This window comes from Streptomyces resistomycificus (assembly GCF_001514265.1).
Classification (GTDB): Bacteria; Actinomycetota; Actinomycetes; order Streptomycetales; family Streptomycetaceae; genus Streptomyces; species Streptomyces resistomycificus.
Genome location: NZ_KQ948996.1, coordinates 81,147 through 98,341 on the forward strand (window position 1 = coordinate 81,147; position 17,195 = coordinate 98,341).

Genomic DNA, 17,195 nt, shown 5'->3' on the forward strand with positions numbered 1-17,195 from the left:
CCTACCGGCGTAGTTCGAAGGAGATGTGCGCGGACAGCGAGCGCAGGAGATCGGCGGCGTCGAAGATCTCGCCGGCGGAGGCGACACCGACGGTCCGGGTCCGCCCGGTGAGGATGCGGTGGACCGCTTCCACCGCGAGCGGCGCGCTGACGGCGTAGATGTCCTGGCCTCGCGCCACAGCCCTACGCTCCTGCCCGCCGGACCGTACGACGACGTCCACGAGGAAGGTCTGCTCCGACCGCCCGTCCTCGTCGACCGCGGCCGGCGCCGGCGTGTCGGGGGCCGACAGCTCCTGGGCCGCCTCGACCGCCATGTACGTGCGCACCTCGGGGACGGACAGGTGGCTGGGGATGGTGACGACGTCGGCCATGGTGAACTCGCCGACGACCGCCCGGCTGCCCATGGGCTCGGGGAAGGGCCACTGGACGACGGGCAGGTCGTCCTTGTGGTGCTCCAACTGCCCCTTCGTGTAGCGGAGACGCAGCCCGCCCCGCCGCTCCTGGGAGACCGTGCCCGCGGCGCGTGTCCCGGCGGTGGGGTGCCAGCCGCTCAGCCCGTACGCGATGTGCGCCTCGTCTGCCGTGGTCCACTCACCCATCGCGGCGGTGGCCAACAGGTCGCCGAGACCGCCGTAGAAGGCCATCGCGGGGACGATCACCGCTCCCGCGGCCCGGGCGCGATCGGCGAAGTGCGCGAACGTGTCGAGGTTGGCCTCGATCTCGGCCGCCACGTCCACATACGGGATGCCGGCCCGCAACGCCGCCTCGATCAGGGGCGCTGCTGTCGTGGCGAACGGCCCGGCGCAGTTGATCACAGCCGCCGTACCGGCCAGGGCGCGGTCGAGCGCGGCGGGGTCGTCTACCGACGCCGGCCGAACATCGAGGCCCGGAAGGGACGCCGCGAACGCCTCCAGCTTGCCGCTGTCACGACCGGAGAGCACCGGGACGAACCCGCGCTCCCGCAGCTGCGCCACCACGAACCGGCCGGTGTGCCCGTACGCGCCGTACACCGCTACCGCTTGTGCCGTTCCCATGAGTTCTCCCCGTACTCGAGTGATCCACTGAGAACATCCTGTCCTGTGCGGCGCACCACGACGAGAGTCTGGAACGCCATGCCCCGTACAATTCCAGACATGGGCTCTGTCGCGCTGGCCGTCACCGAGGGAATGCTCCACTTCGAACTGTCCGTGGCCTACGAGGTGTTCGACGCCGCTCCGGACGGTGTGACCGTCCCCTGGTACGACCTGGAGGTCTGCGGTACGGACGCCGTGCGGGTCGGCCGGTTCCAGTTGGAGCCCGATCACGCGCTCGACCGGCTCCGGCACGCCGACACCGTGATCGTCCCCGGCTGGGCGGACATCGACGTGGAGCCGCCCGCCGACCTGGTCGCCGCAGTGCGGGCCGCCCACGAGGCGGGCGCGCGGGTGGCCTCCCTCTGCACCGGCGCGTTCGTGCTGGCCGCCGCCGGCCTGCTGGACGGCAGACGCGCCACCACGCACTGGGCGCACACCGACGTCCTGGCCGCTCGTTACCCCCGGGTGGAGGTCGATCCGGACGTCCTCTACGTGGACAACGGCAGCGTGCTCACCTCCGCCGGCAAGGCCGCGGCCCTGGACCTGTGCCTGCACCTCGTCCGTCTCGACCACGGCTCGTCGGTCGCCAACGCGGTCGCCCGCCGCCTGGTCGTCCCGCCGCACCGGGCCGGAGGCCAGGCCCAGTTCGTCACCGCCCCGGTGCCCGTGCGGGACAACCATCCGCTCGAGGCCCTGCTGCCCTGGGTGATCGAACGCCTCGACGAGCCGCTGACCGTGGAGGACCTCGCCCGCCAGGCGCGGCTGAGCTCGCGCCATCTGGGCCGCCACTTCAGGGCCGCCACCGGCACCACCCCGCTGCAGTGGCTGCTGACCCAACGCATCCGCCGCGCCCAGGAGCTGTTGGAGACCACCGACGGCAGCATCGACGCCATCGCGGCCGCCACCGGCATGGGTACCGCCACCACACTGCGTCGGCACTTCAACCGCACGGTCGGCGTGCCCCCGGACACCTACCGCCGCACCTTCCGAACGCGACCCCTCGGGCGACGTTTCTTCATCTGATCCTACGAAGTTGTCGCGGGGCGGGTTACGGTCAGGCGCGTGAGCTGATAGGAAACCTTCCTAACGAATCAGGTCTGGACCAACTCCCCACCCCCCACCCCCACTTGGAGTTTCCGTGGACCCCGAGACAACAGCTCACCCTCACCCCTCCCGTCGCGGCGTCCTCGCCGCGCTCGGCGCGCTGACCTCCGCCGCCGCCATAGGCGTCCCGCATGTCGCGGCGGCCTCCGCGGCCGGACCAGGCCTCGACGACCCGGCGAAGAAGGAGATCGCCATGAAGCTGGTGTCGAGCGCGGAGAACTCCACGCTCGACTGGAAGGCCCAGTACCAGTACATCGAGGACATCGGCGACGGCCGCGGCTACACCGCCGGCATCATCGGCTTCTGCTCCGGCACCGGCGACATGCTCGACCTGGTGGAGCTCTACGCCGACCGCAGGCCCGGCAACGTACTCGCCACGTACCTGCCGGCGCTGCGCCGGGTCGACGGCACCGACTCGCACGACGGGCTCGACCCCTACTTCACCAGGGACTGGCGCAGGGCCGCCCAGGACGCGGTGTTCCAGCAGGCGCAGAACGACGAGCGCGACCGCGTCTACTTCAACCCCGCCGTCAGGCAGGGCAAGGCGGACGGCCTGCGGGTCCTGGGGCAGTTCGCCTACTACGACGCCATCGTCATGCACGGCGACGGCGGCGACTCCGCCAGTTTCGGCAACATCCGCAGGCGTGCCCTGCGCACGGCCAGGCCGCCGGCGCAGGGCGGCAACGAGACGGCGTACCTCCACGCCTTCCTCGACGCCCGCGTGTGGGCGATGAAGCAGGAGGAGGCGCACAGCGACACCAGCCGGGTCGACACCGCGCAGCGCGTCTTCCTGCGCCAGGGCAACCTCGACCTGAATCCGCCGCTGGACTGGAAGGTGTACGGGGACAGCTTCCACATCGGCTGATCCGCAGGGCACACGCGCTAGCCGGCCCGCAGATACGGCCGGAGGGGTCCCGGCGGCACCGTCACCGGGACCCCTCCGTGGGGCGGGGTCGTCCTCACCGCACCCGGGGCAGGCCCGTCACGGACATCATCAGGGAGTACAGCGAGGTCGTCGCCGTGATGAACAGGCGGTTGTTCTTCGGGCCGCCGAAGGCGATGTTGGAGACCGGCTCGGGCACGTGCAGCCTCCCGATGAGCGTGCCGTCGGGGTGGTAGCAGTGCACGCCGTCGTCGAGCGCGGCGACCCACAGCCGGCCTTCGTCGTCGAAGCGGATGTTGTCGTAGTCGCCGCCGGTGCACTCGGCGAAGACCTTGCCGCCCGAAAGGCCGCCGTCCTCGCGCACGTCGAAGACGCGGATCTGGCCGGCCCGCGTGTCGGCCACGTACAACCGGCGTTCGTCCGGCGAGAACACCAGCCCGTTGGGCCCGCCGAAACCGTCCGCGACCCGCCGCACCCCGCCGGTCACCGGGTCGATCCGGTAGACGTCACAGCTGCCGATCTCGCTCTCCGCGCGGTGCCCCTCGTAGTCGCTGGTGATCCCGAAGTCCGGGTCCGTGAACCAGACCGAGCCGTCGGAGCGTACGACCGCGTCGTTCGGGCTGTTGAAGCGTTTGCCCTCGAAGCGGTCGGCGAGCACGGTCACCCGGCCGTCCGGTTCGGTGCGGGTGACCCGGCGATTGCCCTGCTCACAGCTCACCAGCCGGCCCTCGCGGTCCAGGGTGTTGCCGTTGACGTGCCCCGCCGGCGAGCGGAAGACCCCGGTCGTGCCGGTCATCTCGTCCCACCGCAGCAGGCGGTCGTTGGGAATGTCGCTCCAGATCAACTGACGCCAGGCGGGCAGATAGAGCGGCCCCTCGGCCCAACGGCAGTCGTCATGCAGGCGCTCGAGCCGTGCGTCGCCGTTGGCGCACCTTCCGGTGCGGAAGCGCTCGTCCAGAACCTCGTACAGATTGTTGAGCAGCTTGCCGGACATGGACAACCCCTCATCAGGTTCAGTCGAATGACGTTCGGTATGATCATAGTGTGCCCGAACCGGTTAGGGTGGGGAACATGGGGATGGTCAATGGGACGGTGGACGACGTCGACAGGGCGCTGATCGCCCAGCTCCAGCGTGACGCCACACAGGCCTACGCGGTGCTGGGCAAGGCCGTCGGTCTGTCGGCCGCGGCGGCCCACGACCGCGTCCGCAAGCTCCGCGAACGCGGCGTCATCCGCCACACCACCGTGGATGTCGACCCCGCCGCCCTCGGGCGGGGCGTACTCGCCTTCGTCATGGTCGACTCGTCGGCCTGGATGGGGGAGGCGAGCGCCTCCTTCGCCGCCATTCCGGAGATTCAGGAAGCCCACGTCATCGCGGGCGCCGCCGCGGTCCTCGTCAAGGTCCGCACGGCCACCACGGAGCAGTTGCAGGACGTCCTGCGGCGGCTCTACGCGATCGAGGGCGTGAGCGGGACACAGGCGACGATCGTGCTGGACACCTTCTTCGAGCGGCCGGTCAGCACCGACTGACGCCGCCGGGTGCCGGGACGCACCCCATCGTGAAACGGCATGCCGAAAGGGGCACTTCGCATCGTGAACTTCTCGTCCATCTACCAGCACGGCTTCGCACGGGTCGCCGCGTGCACCGGTCACGCGGCCATCGCCGATCCGTCGGCCAACGCGGAGGCCGTGCTGCGGCAGGGGCGCCGATGCGCGCAGGAGGGGGTCGCCGTCGCCGTCTTCCCCGAACTCTGCCTTACCGGCTACTCGATCGAGGACCTGCTGCTGCAGGACGCCGTGCTCGACGAGGTCGAGACGGCGCTCCAGACCGTGGTGTCCGGATCGGCGGACCTGCTGCCGGTGCTCGTCGTCGGCGCCCCGCTGCGCCACCGCCAGGGCGTCTACAACTGCGCGGTGATCGTGCACCGCGGACGGATCCTCGGCGTCGCCCCCAAGTCCTACCTGCCGAACTACCGCGAGTTCTACGAGCGGCGCCAGCTCACCGCGGGCGACGACGAGCGCGGCGGGACGATCCGGGTCGGCGGCACCGACGTGCCGTTCGGCACCGACCTGCTCTTCACCGCGGACGACGTGCCCAGCCTGGTGCTGCACGTGGAGATCTGTGAGGACATGTGGGTGCCGGTGCCTCCGAGCGCCGAGGCGGCGCTGGCCGGGGCGACCGTCCTGGCCAACCTCTCGGGCAGCCCGATCACCGTCGGCCGGGCCGACGACCGGCGGCTGCTGTGCCGCTCGGCGTCCTCACGCTGCCTCGCCGCGTACGTCTACGCGGCGGCCGGTCTGGGCGAGTCGACCACCGACCTGTCCTGGGACGGCCAGACCATGATCTACGAGAACGGCGTCCTGCTGGCGGAGACCGAGCGCTTCCCGCAGGACGACCAGTACGCGGTGGCCGACGTCGACCTCGACCTGCTGCGGCAGGAGCGGCAGCGGATGGGCACGTTCGACGAGAACCGCCGGACCCACGCCGCGCGCACCGGTGACTTCCGGCGCGTGTCGTTCCGGCTCGACGCGCCCACGACCGACCTCGGACTGCGTCGCCGCGTCGAGCGCTTCCCGTTCGTGCCGGCCGACCCCGCGCGCCTGGCCCAGGACTGCTACGAGGCCTACAACATCCAGGTCGCGGGTCTGCAGCGGCGCCTGTCCGCGATCGGCGGCCCGAAGGTCGTCATCGGGGTGTCGGGCGGCCTCGACTCCACGCACGCGCTGATCGTCGCCGCCAAGGCCATGGACCGCGCGGGCCGCCCGCGCAGCGACATCCTGGCCTTCACGCTGCCCGGCTTCGCCACCGGCGAGCACACCAAGGGCAACGCCCACAAGCTGATGCGTTCCCTCGGCGTCACCGCGACCGAACTCGACATCACCCCGACCGCGCGGCTCATGCTCCAGGAGATCGGTCACCCCTTCTCCTCCGGTGAGCCGGTGTACGACGTGACCTTCGAGAACGTGCAGGCCGGACTGCGCACCGACTACCTGTTCCGGCTGGCCAACCAGCGCGGCGGCATCGTGCTCGGCACCGGTGACCTGTCCGAACTGGCCCTCGGCTGGTGCACGTACGGCGTCGGCGACCAGATGAGCCACTACAACGTCAACTCCGGCGTGCCCAAGACCCTCATCCAGCACCTCATCCGATGGGTCATCAGCAGCAACCAGTTCGACGAGGAGACCGACGAGACACTGGCCGCGATCCTCGACACGGAGATCAGTCCGGAGCTCGTGCCGGGCGAGGAACTGCAGTCCACCGAGTCCAAGATCGGGCCCTACGCGCTGCACGACTTCACGCTCTTCCACATCCTGCGGTACGGCTTCCGGCCGTCCAAGATCGGCTTCCTGGCCTGGCACGCCTGGCGCGAGAAGGACGCCGGCGCATGGCCGCCCGGATTCCCCGAGGCCGAGCGGACTGCGTACGAACTGCCGGAGATCTGGCACTGGCTGGAGTACTTCTGCCGCCGTTTCTTCGGGTTCGCGCAGTTCAAGCGCTCCGCCATGCCTAACGGGCCGAAGGTGCTCGCCGGCGGCTCCCTCTCGCCCCGTGGCGACTGGCGCGCACCGTCCGACAGCACGGCGGACACCTGGCTGCGCGACCTGGCCCGCTGGGACGTGCCGCGCGCCGGAGAGTAGCCGGTGCTCCGGCCCGTCCGGCCCGTCCGACCAGGTGCGGTGCGGCCACACCACCGCGGTGTCGAGTGCGGTGCGGTAGGCGGACGGGCCGGAACACGGGGACGCCGAGACGGGGAGCTGCCCCTGAGTGTCCGAGCAACAGGTGGCGTGTGCCGTCGTAGCACGTGACCTGAGTGTCCGAGGAACAGGTGGCGTGTGCCGCCGTAGCCGCGCGGGCCCGGCTCGCCGCGGGCGAGGGCGACGCGGCGATCGATCCGCGCGAGCGTCTCCGTGGGCGGCGCCGCTGCGGGAGCCGGCGGCGGGCCGGCTCGAGCCCCGGGCGGCCGCGCACCATGGTCAGACCCACCTCAAGTGCCTCCACCGGAAGCCGGCGGCGAACCGGCGAGGCGACGCGGTGCACCGCGCGCGAGCTCCGGCCGTTGTGACTCGCCCCTGGCGGGTGAGGCGCAGACGACGCTTCCGGGATGCACTGGGAGTGGCGGACGCAAGCGGACCGGCCGCTGCCGGCCGCGCCCGCCGACGGCCCGGGTCGACTCGGCGAGGTGGACACCATGACTCATTGGCGGGCTCTGATCGTCCTGGGCACGGCCCAGTTCCTGATGGTCCTGGACACGTCCGTCATGAACGTCTCCATCAGCCAGCTCGTCGAGGACTTCGACACCGAGGTCACCGCCATCCAGGCCGTCATCACCCTGTACGCGCTGGTCATGGCGGCCTTCATGATCATCGGGGGCCGGTTCGGCGACGTACTGGGACGAAGGCGCCTCTTCCTGCTCGGGCTCGGCGTCTACGCCATCGGGTCGGCCCTGACCGCAATGGCTCCCACACTGTGGGTGCTCGCACTGGGCTGGTCGGTCATCGAGGGACTCGGGGCCGCGATGGTGCTGCCGGCGATGGCGGCCCTCGTCGCCGAGTCCTACCGGGGGCGGGACCGGGCCGTCGCCTACGGAGTCATCGGCGGACTGGCCGGGGCGGGGATCGCGGTGGGCCCGCTGCTGGGCGGCTGGGTCACCACGTACCTGACCTGGCGGCTGGTCTTCGCCGGTGAGGTCGTGGTCGTCCTGGTCGTTCTGCTCTTCCGCCGGGTGATCACGGAGACCCCCCGGACCGGTCCCCGCCCTCAGCTCGACGGTGTAGGCGCCGCGCTCTCGGCGGGCGGTCTGGCGCTGGGCGTCCTCGGAGTGCTGCAGAGCAGCACCTGGGGGTGGGTGCAGCCCCGCAACCCGCCCTTCACCGTCTTCGGGTTCGCGCCGACGCTGTTCGTCATCGGCGCGGGAATCGCCGTACTGGCCGTCTTCGTGCGCTGGGAACACCACCGGGAGGCGCGCGGCACCGATCCCCTCGTCCACCTGCCCCTGCTGCGCAAGCCCACCCTGCGCTCCGGCCTGCTGGCGTTGCTCTGCCAGAACCTCATCCTGCTCGGCCTGTTCTTCACCATCCCGCTGTACCTGCAGGTGGTTCAGGGATTCGACGCCTTCCAGACGGGGCTGCGTCTGCTCCCCGTGTCCGTCACCATGCTCGCGGCCTCCATGTGTGCCGCACCGCTGGCGCGGGTCGCGGGGCCGCGCCGGGTGGTCCGCATCGGTCTGCTGACCCTGGCCGCGGCCATCGTGTGGCTGCTGGCCACCATCGACCCGGTCATCGACGACGGGCAGTTCGCCGGAGCCATGGCCCTGCTCGGGGTGGGCATGGGCCTGCTCGCCTCGCAGCTCGGCAACGTCGTGCAGTCGAGCGTGGGCGAGGCGGAGCGCAGCGAGGTCGGCGGGCTCCAGTTCACGGCGCAGAACCTCGGCTCCGCCCTGGGCACCGCGCTCATCGGATCGCTGCTCATCGGTTCCCTGGCCCACGCCTTCACCACGCAGGTGGAGGACGACGCGCGGCTGTCGGAGGAAGCCCGCCGGCAGACGAGTGTCGCCCTCGAAGCCGGGATCAGCTTCGTCCCCACCGACCAGGTACGTGCGGCGGCCGAGCGCGCGGGACTCCCACCGTCCGAGGTCGACGCCCTGGTCGACTCCTACGCGTCGGCGCAGCTGGACGGGTTGAAGGCGGCGATCCTCGCCGCCGGGGGCATCACGCTGGCCGCCTTCGTCGTCACCCCGCACCTGCCGACCGGACGGACAGCCCGAAAGGGGCAGGCCGACACCGCCGCCCCCGCCGACGCGCCCGGCCCGAACCACTGAACCCGCGAGGCGGCCTCAGGGCCCGCGCCCCGGCCCGGCCAACCGGACACCCGGAGCCCCGCAGTGCCGAGCGCCGGTGGCGTGCCGACCGCACCGGTGGTGTCCACGCAACGTGCTCGCGGGTCGTCGTGCCGCACGTGTGCCGAACGCGGTATCACCTCCGCAGGGTGAGGCCCGACGGCGTGCCGGGACGGAGGATCGAGCCGAGAGGCACAGCCCGCCTGCCCACGCCACCCCGGGGGAGAGCAGCTGATGCGCTACGAGATCCGCGTCGAGGGCCAGATGTCGGAGACACTTGCGGCCGCCTTCCCGGAACTTGACCACGTGATCATGTCCGGTCAGACCGTCCTGTTCGGGCCGGTCGTCGACGAGGCGCATCTGTACGGGCTGCTCGCCCGCTGTCGGTCGCTGGGACTTAGGGTCCTGGAGATGCGCCAGCCGCCGCGGTGATCCGAGGGGACGGCGGAAGGCTTTCGGCGCAGACCCCGCCGGAGCGGGCGACAGCGCCGAGCGCCTCGACGAGCGGGTGGCCGGGGTGCTTCGTGGCCACGGCGGTACGTCGCCTGCCTGCCTGTCCGTCGCCGCGGCGTACGCGTACCGCACGGATCACCCGTCAGGGGTGATCCGGAGGTCGGCGACGGGCGGGACGCTGGCCCGGCGAGGTCCCGCACGCCGTTGCCGCCCGTGGTCCGGTAGCGCCCCCTTCGACCTCGCGAGGAGGAGCCATGACCGTGTCGCGTGGTCCGGCACCGCAGGCCGGACCGGACAACTCACCCGAGACGGGTTACGCACCGGCGGACCCCGCGGAGGTGCTGGCGAAACTCGGGCGGTCCTGGACGTGGATCCTCGGCTCGGCCGTCGCCACGCTCGTGCCCGGCATCCTGGTGCTGGTCTGGCCGGAGGGGACGCTGCACGTCGTGGCGGTCCTCGTCGGCCTGTACCTGCTCGTGACCGGGGCGTTCCGGTTCGTCGCGGCCTTCGCGCGCGCAGACCTGGGCGAACGGCTTCCCGGGCTGCTCCTCGCGGTGCTCTACGTCCTGGCCGGGGTGCTGTGCCTGAGGAACCCGTTCCAGACGATCGCCGTGCTGTCACTGATCGTCGGGGTCGTCTGGCTGGTGTCCGGCATCCTCACCCTGTACACGGCGCTCGCCGCCAAGGACCTGCCCCATCGCACGTTCGTCCTGGGTGCCGCGCTGATCGGCATCGTCGCGGGCATCGTGGTGCTGGCCCTGCCGGCCGAGTCGGCCCGGGTACTGACGCGACTGCTCGGGCTGTGGCTCGTGGTGCTCGGTCTGGTCGAGGTGGCGCTCGCCTTCGCGTGGCGGTCCGCACTCGGCAGGGCGGGACAGCGGTCGCCCGGCGGCACCGGGCCGGGCTGAGACGTGGCATGGGCGCACACGCCGTCGCCGTGAGTCACGCGCCGTGGCCGGTGTCAGTCTCACCCTCCGGGGGTGAGGCCCGCCACGCCTTGCCGTGCGCACGCTGAGAACGTCACGGATCGGTTGCTGGGCGGACGCCCGGGACGGAGGAGAGAAATGAGTGGACAGGTGTACCTCGCGTACGACTATCCGCTGCTGAGCGTCTTCTGGTCCATGCTGCTGTTCTTCCTGTGGATCATGTGGTTCGTGCTGCTCTTCCGGATCGTCGTCGACATCTTCCGCGACGACCGACTGAGTGGCTGGGCCAAGGCCGGCTGGCTGGTGTTCGTCATGGTCCTGCCCTTCCTGGGCGTGTTCGTCTACGTGATCGCCCGCGGCAGGAACATGGGCCAACGGGAGGTGGCACAGGCGCGTGAGCAGCAGAAGGCCTTCGACTCCTACATCAGGGAGACGGCCCAGGGCGGCGGACGCCCCAGCAGTGTCGACGAGCTCGCCAGGCTGTCGGAGATCCGTGCCCGTGGCGACATCTCCGACGAGGAGTTCCGGAGAGCGAAGGAACTGGTCCTGAGCGGCGCGGGTCCGTCGGAGGGCGCTGGAGCCCACACGCCCGCCGCCGGTCGCTGAGCACACCGAACGAGAGCGAAACGAGGCAACAGGATGACCGCGACACACACCGGGCACGCGCACACGACCGGTCGGCCCCTGGCCGAAGGCCTCACGGTCTTCGCAGCCGTCATGCTCATGATCGCAGGGGTGCTCGACATCTGCCGGGGCATCATGGCCATCGCCGACGACGAGGTCTTCGTCACGACCCGCAACTACGTGTTCGAGTTCGATCTCACCGGCTGGGGCTGGATCCACCTCATCCTGGGCGCCCTCGCCGTGATCATCGCACTCGGACTGTTCCAGGCCTCGCTGTGGGCCCGGGTCGCCGGCGTGGCCATCGCCGGGCTCATCATCGTCGCCAACTTCCTTTCCCTGCCGTACTACCCGGTCTGGTCGATCGTGATGATCGCCTTCTCGGCGTTCATCATCTGGGCCCTGTGCGTGGTCAAGTCCGACCGGACCGCCGGCCGGCTCGACTGAGCACCGCGCGACCTGTGACGGCGTGAGACCCGCCGGCCGCGGTGTCTCGCGCCCGCGGGATCAGGGCAGGAGCGGAACGGACGGCCCACGGTCTGCGGCGGCGGTCGAGGCCGTACCGCTCCAGGCGGGCATGGTGTCCGGGTTGATGGCGGTGGCCGCCACGGCCTCCCTGGCGGGATCACCGACGGGACCGGACGGCACGAACGGCTTCCGGCGAACCGATCTGCAGGAGCGCCTCGGACACGGCGTCGCGCACCCATTCCCTCTCGTGCCTCAAGACCCGCACCAGCGCGGAAACGGCCGCGTCCGCCTTCAGTGAGCCCAACGACAGCGCGGCTGCCCGGACGACGTTGGGGTCGTCGTCGAGGGCGTCGACCAGGAGCGACACGGCCCGGACGTCAGCCAGGGTGCCGAGCGCCTGCGCGCTGTACATCCGTACGACGAGATCCGTGTCGTGGAGCAGTCGCGCCAGCGTGGCGAGCGTGTCCCCGGGAAACCGGGTCCAGTCGAGCGTCTGGACCGCGGTGCTGCGCACCGTGCCGTCGGGGTCGGCAAGGGCCGGCGCGACGAGTGCCGGGGTGGACGGGGCACCGATGCGCCCCAGCGCTGCGACGGCCTCCCATCGGGTGCGCGCGTTCGGGGCGCTCAATCGCTCGGCAAGCGCCGGCACGGCGGCCGCGTCGCCGATCTTGCCGAGTGCCTCGATCGCGTGCCACTGCCGGACCGCATCAGGGTGCCGGGCCATCTCGACCAGGAACGGGACAGCCGCTGCGGCGGGGCCTCCGATGCCTCCCAGACCGTCCACCGCGGGAAGGGACCCGTCGCGCGCCTCCTGGAGGAGGACGGGCACGGCCGCCGGGTCGCGCACGCCCGCCAACGCCTCCCTGGCGGAGTGCGCCACTCCGTAGCCCGGGTAGGTGGCCGCCTCCCGGAGCGCGGACAGGGCCGGGCTCCCGAGTTTGGCGAGCGCCCCCGCGGCGTGCCTGCTGTCGTAGTAGTCCCCACGTCGCATGACGCGCAGCAACTGCGCGATGGTCTCGTCGAGCGCGGCACCGATGTTGCCCAGCGCATCCGCGGCCGCCGCTCGCACCGTCTCGTTCGAGTCGCTCAGGACGTCCGTGAGGGCGGGCACCGCAGGCCGCGCGAGGCTTCCCATGGCCGCCAGATCGTCCGCCGCGCGGATGCGCTCACGGGCTGATCCGCTCGCCAGTTGACGCTGCGCCGCGTGGAGCTTCGCGTGGGCGGGGGCCACGACCGCCAGGATGCGGTCGATGCCGCGGTCCCAGTCCTCGTACAGGTTGACCCACTGCAGGGAACGCAGTGTCTCCCCGGCGCCGATATCGCGGTCCGGGACCTCGCACTCGTTGAGCAGGACCGGGATGAACCACGCACGTGACGTCGTGCGGCACCGGAGTTCGTCGATGGCCAGCACCAACTCCTCGTTCATGTAGGACCGGCTGCGCTCGTGGTACTCCCGGGAGAAGCAGGCGATGAAGAAGTCTCCGCGCGCGATGGCCTCCCGGATGGCGGTCGCCCACCGGACGCCGGGCGCCAGACGGTCGCGGTCCAGCCAGACGTCGACCTCGAAGGCGCGGAGTGTCCGGGCGAGACGTACGACGGTCGTGCGGTTCTCACCGACGTACGACAGGAACGTCCTGTTCATGCATCCTCCGAAGACCCTGACGGTCGGTCATGAGCCTCAGCGTGACAGTCCCTCGTGTGTACGTCACCACCACCCGCCTCGCGGCTCCGTCCCGCGGTCGCGGCCGCCGATGGTTTGGCATCTGGTCCATACCAAAGTCATGACCTGCTCATCCTTCACTTCTTAAATCACGTACTGAACTAAGCGTCCGCCAGGGCTCGTTACCGCGCTCGTGCCCAGCCCGCGCCGCCAAGGTGGCGGCGCAGAAGAACGGCGGCGGCCGTACGGCGCAGCCGAAGCCGCGTGCGACCCGAGTGGTCCGGCGCGATGGGCGTGAGCCGATGGGGCTCGGTGCTTTGCTTTCCGGTGGCGGCTGTCATGATGTCGTCCCCCTCTGACAGCGCCTCCTGGCCGGCAAGGTCGGCGTCATGACGCAGGGTCATCGGCTCGCCATCGCCGGCGAGCATCACCGCCAGATTTACCGCCTCCCCACGGGACAGTGCCCGTTGCCACACGATCGCAGCCTGCGCGGTGGCGTCTGCGAACGCGCCGGTGAGGCCAGTGACATCGGCGAGATCGGTGAGGTCGGACGGCAGACGGGATCCGGAGCGGGCGACGACTCCGACGTTTCGCTGCCGTCCGCGCCGTCGCGCTGGGTCGGTCCCGGCCGCCCGGACGCCACATTCCGGGCCCGTCGCCCAGGGTTTGAGTCGGCCACTATCTGATTGATCATCATGTTACTTGATTTCTCAAGTAACTTGGGACCAAGCTTTGCTCCGTCTGTGAACTCTTGATTCATGGAGGAACGTCTGTGTCATCCAACCCCCCACTGACCCCGCGCTCGAAAGGGCGCAGACGACTGGCTGTCGGCGCCCTGGTCACCGCGATGTTCGGCCAGTTGCTCACCGGGACCGCCGTCGCCGCCCCCTCGGCCACCACCACCCCGTCGCCCGGGCGCATAGCCTGGGAACCCTGTGAATCGCCCTCCGGCCAAGGCACCTTCGAGTGCGCCACTCTCAAGGTGCCCGTGGACTGGAAGCGGCCACGGGGCGCCACCATCGACCTGGCGCTGGCCCGCCACCTGGCCACCGACCCCCAGCGCCGGATCGGCTCGCTGCTGATCAACCCCGGCGGCCCGGGCGGCTCCGGTGTGGACTTCGCGCTCGATGCTCCCGAAGCCTTCTCGCCCGAACTGCTGGAGCGGTTCGACATCGTGGGCTTCGACCCACGCGGCATCGGCCGCAGCAACCCGGTGATGTGCGACATGGACCTGCTGACGGCCCAGGGGGAGTTGCTCTACCCGGACAGCGACTCCTCCTTCGCCACCCTCCGCGAGGCGAACCGCGCGCTCGGCGAGAGCTGTCGCGACCTCACCGGGCCGCTCGTCGACCACATGGACACCGGCAGTGTCGTCCGCGACATGGACGCGATCCGCGCCGGCCTGGGCGAGCAGCGGATCAGCTACTACGGCGTCTCCTATGGCACCTTGATCGGTCAGCAGTACGCCGAGCGCTACCCGCACCGCGTCCGCGCGATGACCCTCGACTCCAACATGGACCACAGCCTGGGCATGTGGGACTTCCAGAAGACCGAGACCAGGGCGGTGGAGGAGGCGTACGGCCAGTTCGCCGACTGGTGCGCCCGTACGCCGTCCTGCGTGCTCCACGACCAGGACGCCCGCGCCCTGTTCGACTCGCTCTACAAACGCGCGGAGGCCGGTGAACTGGTACTGCCGGGGGACCAGCCCCACACGGTCACCCCCCAGGAGGTCCAGAACCTCATCGTGGGCCCCCTGTACAGGCCGACCACCTGGTTCCAGTTGGCTCAGGATCTCGCCGACCTGGACGCCACAGCCGCGGGGGCGGCACGGTCGCTCCGGAAGTTCGGCGAGCCGACGGAGTTCCCGTTCTTCTCGGTGGTGTGCCAGGACTACGACTTCGACGTGCCCTCGTACGCCACCCTCGCGCGCTTCGAACGCGAACTCGTCCGCCGCGCCCCCGTCACCCGCGTCAGCCCCCTCGGCTGGACGGTCCAGACCGGCTGCCAGGACTGGCCGACCGAGGTGACCAACCCGCCGCGCAGGCTCCACGTCGACGGGACCCCGAAGATCCTCATGACCAACAGCCGTTTCGACCCGGCGACCCCGCACGACTGGGCCTCCAACGCGGCCCGTCAGATCGGCCGCGAGGCGGTGCTCCTCACGTACGACGGTGTCGGCCACGGTACCTACTGGCGAAGCCCGTGCGCGCGGGACGCCATCAACACCTACCTCCTCACCCTGAAGGCCCCCCGCAAGGGCACCCACTGCCCCGCGGTCTGGCCGACCGGGCCCTCCGTCCAGCGGCAGTCGCCGAGCGGCGGTCTCGTCGACCCGCTGCCCGACCTGCCGGGGCCGTACCGGTCAACCGCGTGACGCGGCCTGATCCGATCCGGTCCTGAGCGACGGGCGCGGCCCGACCGTCTTCCTGCCGGGCCGCGCCCCGTGAGCGGGGCCGGGAGCGACGGCCGGAGGTCGAGCCTGGCGGGGCCCAGCTCCGGAAGGTCTGCTGGCCTCCGGCACCGGCATGACTGTTGCCCCTTGGCGAACGGATGAGGAACGGATGATTTGGGGGCAGCAGGGCCCGGGAGGCGCCGTCGGAGACGCTGACGAGAGGTCAGGCCACCGTCCCTCATACTCCAGCCGTAGATCGTGATCTCGATGGTGAGGGGCGCCGAGGCGACAGTCGGACAGCGACGACCATCTGGCCGAGACCGCCCACGCCGTCGGCTCCTTCTCCCTCTACTCGAGTTCACCGAGACGGAGGGCGTCCCTCATCTCACTGAGCTTCGCGGTCGTCGCCGGGGTCTGCTCCTGCGCTTGTTCAGCGAGTCGGAGGGCATCGTCAATCTCGCTGAGCTTCGCCGAGGACAGGACGGCCGCCCGCTCTATCAGGTCGTCCCGTGACACTGTGGTCAGCCACGTGCAAGGGGTGAAGCCTGGACGCGGGAACGCGAGCCGCAGCACGCCTTCGAACGGCACTCCTTCATCGGCGCCCACCATCACTTCGATGCCCAGACCGCTCATGTCGACGCCCGCCGGAGCGACGACCTGCATCACCCGGATCCCGGACGCGTCGTCTCCCGACAGCAGTACGACCAACCTCCGCTCGTCGAACTGGACCCACCAGACTTCGCCACGTTGCACAAGTCCTCCAGACACAGGACGGCGGACAGACGCTGCGCGAGCCTGACGCGCTGTGGAGACGGGTGCGGCCACCGTTGCTCATCGGTGTGCGAAGACTGAAGATCACGCGGTGGCCGCAGGTCACAGCGTAAACCCTGCCCACTGGCAGGAGGCGTTCGAGGGCCTGATGAGCCGGATAGCGGGACGGTTCACGCGGGTCGAATCCCGGCGCCGAGCCCGGAAGTTAATGCTCGGCCTGCTGTCGGACCCGCCGCTCAACAACTGCTGGACCATCGCCGAGTGGGCCGGGGACAGGACCCCGGACGGCATGCAGCACCTGCTCGGGCGGGCCAAGTGTGACGCCGACCAGGTCCGCGACGACGTGGGTGACTACGTGGTGGAGCACCCGCACGCCGACGAGGCGGTGCTGGTGGTCGACGAGACCGACGACGTGAAGAAAGGCACCGACACTGTCGGTGTCCAGCACCAGTACACCGGCACCGCCGGACGCGTCGAGAACAGCCAGGTAGCCGATTACCTCGCCTACTCGCCCCCGCGAGGGAGTGCGGTCGCGGCACTCTGGAGCGGCAAGCCGGTCACGGTCCGGTTGGAGGACCTGGACAAGATCTGCGCGGCATTGGACTGCACCGTCGCTGACCTCATGCAGGCCGAGCCAGAGTCGTATCTCGCCTCCCGCGAGCACAACGAACGCAGGGTGGCCGGCGCCGGCCCGATCACGGCGCCGCGGTCCGTCCCGTCCCGGGCAACGGCCGCGGCCTGCGCGGGCTTCCGCCCAACTGAGTGGCAGACCGCATGCATTGGCGTCAGGTGGTCTTCCGGTTCGGCCCCGAGCTGCCGGTTCCTCGCTGGCGCCCCTGGTCACCTGAAGCAAGCTCACCGACCGTCCGTGACGATCCGCGAGCCTGTCCCCGCAGATACCCGGCCAGCTGTCCTGGACGCATCTGCCCAGGGCGCTGACGATGGACCACGCACATCGAATCGTGGACCGCTCCTTCAATGATAAGACTTACTGAGGGTCCTGTTGGC

Annotated in this window: 16 protein-coding genes; 12 read left to right on the forward strand and 4 right to left on the reverse strand. The window is 70.5% G+C overall.

Annotated elements, in window-relative coordinates; translation table 11 throughout:
- Position 1: 1 nt before the first annotated feature.
- Positions 2-1,033, reverse strand: coding sequence for a saccharopine dehydrogenase family protein (locus tag AQJ84_RS26440; RefSeq protein WP_030040730.1), 1,032 nt, complete (start codon positions 1,031-1,033; stop codon positions 2-4).
- A 99-nt stretch (positions 1,034-1,132) separates the two neighbouring features.
- On the opposite strand from AQJ84_RS26440, the gene AQJ84_RS26445 reads away from it, so the two are divergent.
- A complete protein-coding gene (locus AQJ84_RS26445; RefSeq protein WP_030040729.1) occupies positions 1,133-2,095 on the forward strand; it encodes a helix-turn-helix domain-containing protein in 963 nt (320 codons plus the stop codon).
- 115 nt (positions 2,096-2,210) lie between these two features.
- Entirely contained in the window at positions 2,211-3,041 is an 831-nt protein-coding gene (locus AQJ84_RS26450) for a chitosanase (protein ID WP_053192671.1), read from the forward strand.
- 94 nt (positions 3,042-3,135) lie between these two features.
- Here the strand turns inward: AQJ84_RS26450 and AQJ84_RS26455 are convergent, their stop codons facing one another.
- A complete protein-coding gene (locus AQJ84_RS26455; protein ID WP_030040726.1) occupies positions 3,136-4,053 on the reverse strand; it encodes an SMP-30/gluconolactonase/LRE family protein in 918 nt (305 codons plus the stop codon).
- Between the two features lie 98 nt (positions 4,054-4,151).
- Here AQJ84_RS26455 and AQJ84_RS26460 point away from each other — a divergent pair, with 98 nt between their 5' ends.
- The 7 genes from AQJ84_RS26460 (at position 4,152) to AQJ84_RS26490 (ending at position 11,343) form a co-directional block, all read left to right on the forward strand.
- Positions 4,152-4,589 (forward strand): Lrp/AsnC family transcriptional regulator, encoded by a 438-nt coding sequence (locus tag AQJ84_RS26460; protein ID WP_030040725.1) that lies wholly within the window; start codon positions 4,152-4,154, stop codon positions 4,587-4,589.
- Positions 4,590-4,628: 39 nt separating this feature from the next.
- Positions 4,629-6,698: an NAD(+) synthase gene (locus AQJ84_RS26465; RefSeq protein WP_198536387.1), complete on the forward strand. Its 2,070-nt coding sequence runs from the start codon at positions 4,629-4,631 to the stop codon at positions 6,696-6,698.
- Positions 6,699-7,249: 551 nt separating this feature from the next.
- Positions 7,250-8,878 carry an MFS transporter gene (locus tag AQJ84_RS26470; protein WP_037802970.1) on the forward strand — a complete coding sequence of 543 codons (1,629 nt, stop codon included), beginning with the start codon at positions 7,250-7,252 and terminating at the stop codon, positions 8,876-8,878.
- Positions 8,879-9,130: 252 nt separating this feature from the next.
- On the forward strand, positions 9,131-9,328 hold the full coding sequence (locus AQJ84_RS26475) for a hypothetical protein (RefSeq protein ID WP_030040722.1): 198 nt from the start codon (positions 9,131-9,133) through the stop codon (positions 9,326-9,328).
- A 275-nt stretch (positions 9,329-9,603) separates the two neighbouring features.
- The gene (locus AQJ84_RS26480) at positions 9,604-10,257 is read left to right on the forward strand and encodes an HdeD family acid-resistance protein (protein WP_030040721.1); all 654 of its coding nucleotides are present in this window, start codon (positions 9,604-9,606) and stop codon (positions 10,255-10,257) included.
- A 156-nt stretch (positions 10,258-10,413) separates the two neighbouring features.
- Complete coding sequence (locus tag AQJ84_RS26485; RefSeq protein ID WP_030040720.1) at positions 10,414-10,881, forward strand: SHOCT domain-containing protein; 468 nt, start codon at positions 10,414-10,416, stop codon at positions 10,879-10,881.
- A 33-nt stretch (positions 10,882-10,914) separates the two neighbouring features.
- The gene (locus tag AQJ84_RS26490; RefSeq protein WP_030040719.1) at positions 10,915-11,343 is read left to right on the forward strand and encodes a DUF7144 family membrane protein; all 429 of its coding nucleotides are present in this window, start codon (positions 10,915-10,917) and stop codon (positions 11,341-11,343) included.
- Positions 11,344-11,521: 178 nt separating this feature from the next.
- Here the strand turns inward: AQJ84_RS26490 and AQJ84_RS26495 are convergent, their stop codons facing one another.
- Positions 11,522-13,006 (reverse strand): HEAT repeat domain-containing protein, encoded by a 1,485-nt coding sequence (locus AQJ84_RS26495; protein ID WP_030040718.1) that lies wholly within the window; start codon positions 13,004-13,006, stop codon positions 11,522-11,524.
- A gap of 407 nt (positions 13,007-13,413) precedes the next feature.
- On the opposite strand from AQJ84_RS26495, the gene AQJ84_RS43165 reads away from it, so the two are divergent.
- Positions 13,414-13,710, forward strand: coding sequence for a hypothetical protein (locus tag AQJ84_RS43165; RefSeq protein WP_157875012.1), 297 nt, complete (start codon positions 13,414-13,416; stop codon positions 13,708-13,710).
- An 86-nt stretch (positions 13,711-13,796) separates the two neighbouring features.
- Entirely contained in the window at positions 13,797-15,398 is a 1,602-nt protein-coding gene (locus AQJ84_RS26505) for an alpha/beta hydrolase (RefSeq protein ID WP_225877261.1), read from the forward strand.
- A gap of 366 nt (positions 15,399-15,764) precedes the next feature.
- Here the strand turns inward: AQJ84_RS26505 and AQJ84_RS26510 are convergent, their stop codons facing one another.
- Positions 15,765-16,169 (reverse strand): mRNA interferase PemK, encoded by a 405-nt coding sequence (locus AQJ84_RS26510; protein ID WP_030040716.1) that lies wholly within the window; start codon positions 16,167-16,169, stop codon positions 15,765-15,767.
- Positions 16,170-16,335: 166 nt separating this feature from the next.
- Between AQJ84_RS26510 and AQJ84_RS45255 the strand changes: the two genes are divergently transcribed.
- Positions 16,336-17,169, forward strand: a complete 834-nt coding sequence (locus tag AQJ84_RS45255; RefSeq protein ID WP_225877264.1) for a transposase — start codon at positions 16,336-16,338, stop codon at positions 17,167-17,169.
- Positions 17,170-17,195 lie beyond the last annotated feature (26 nt).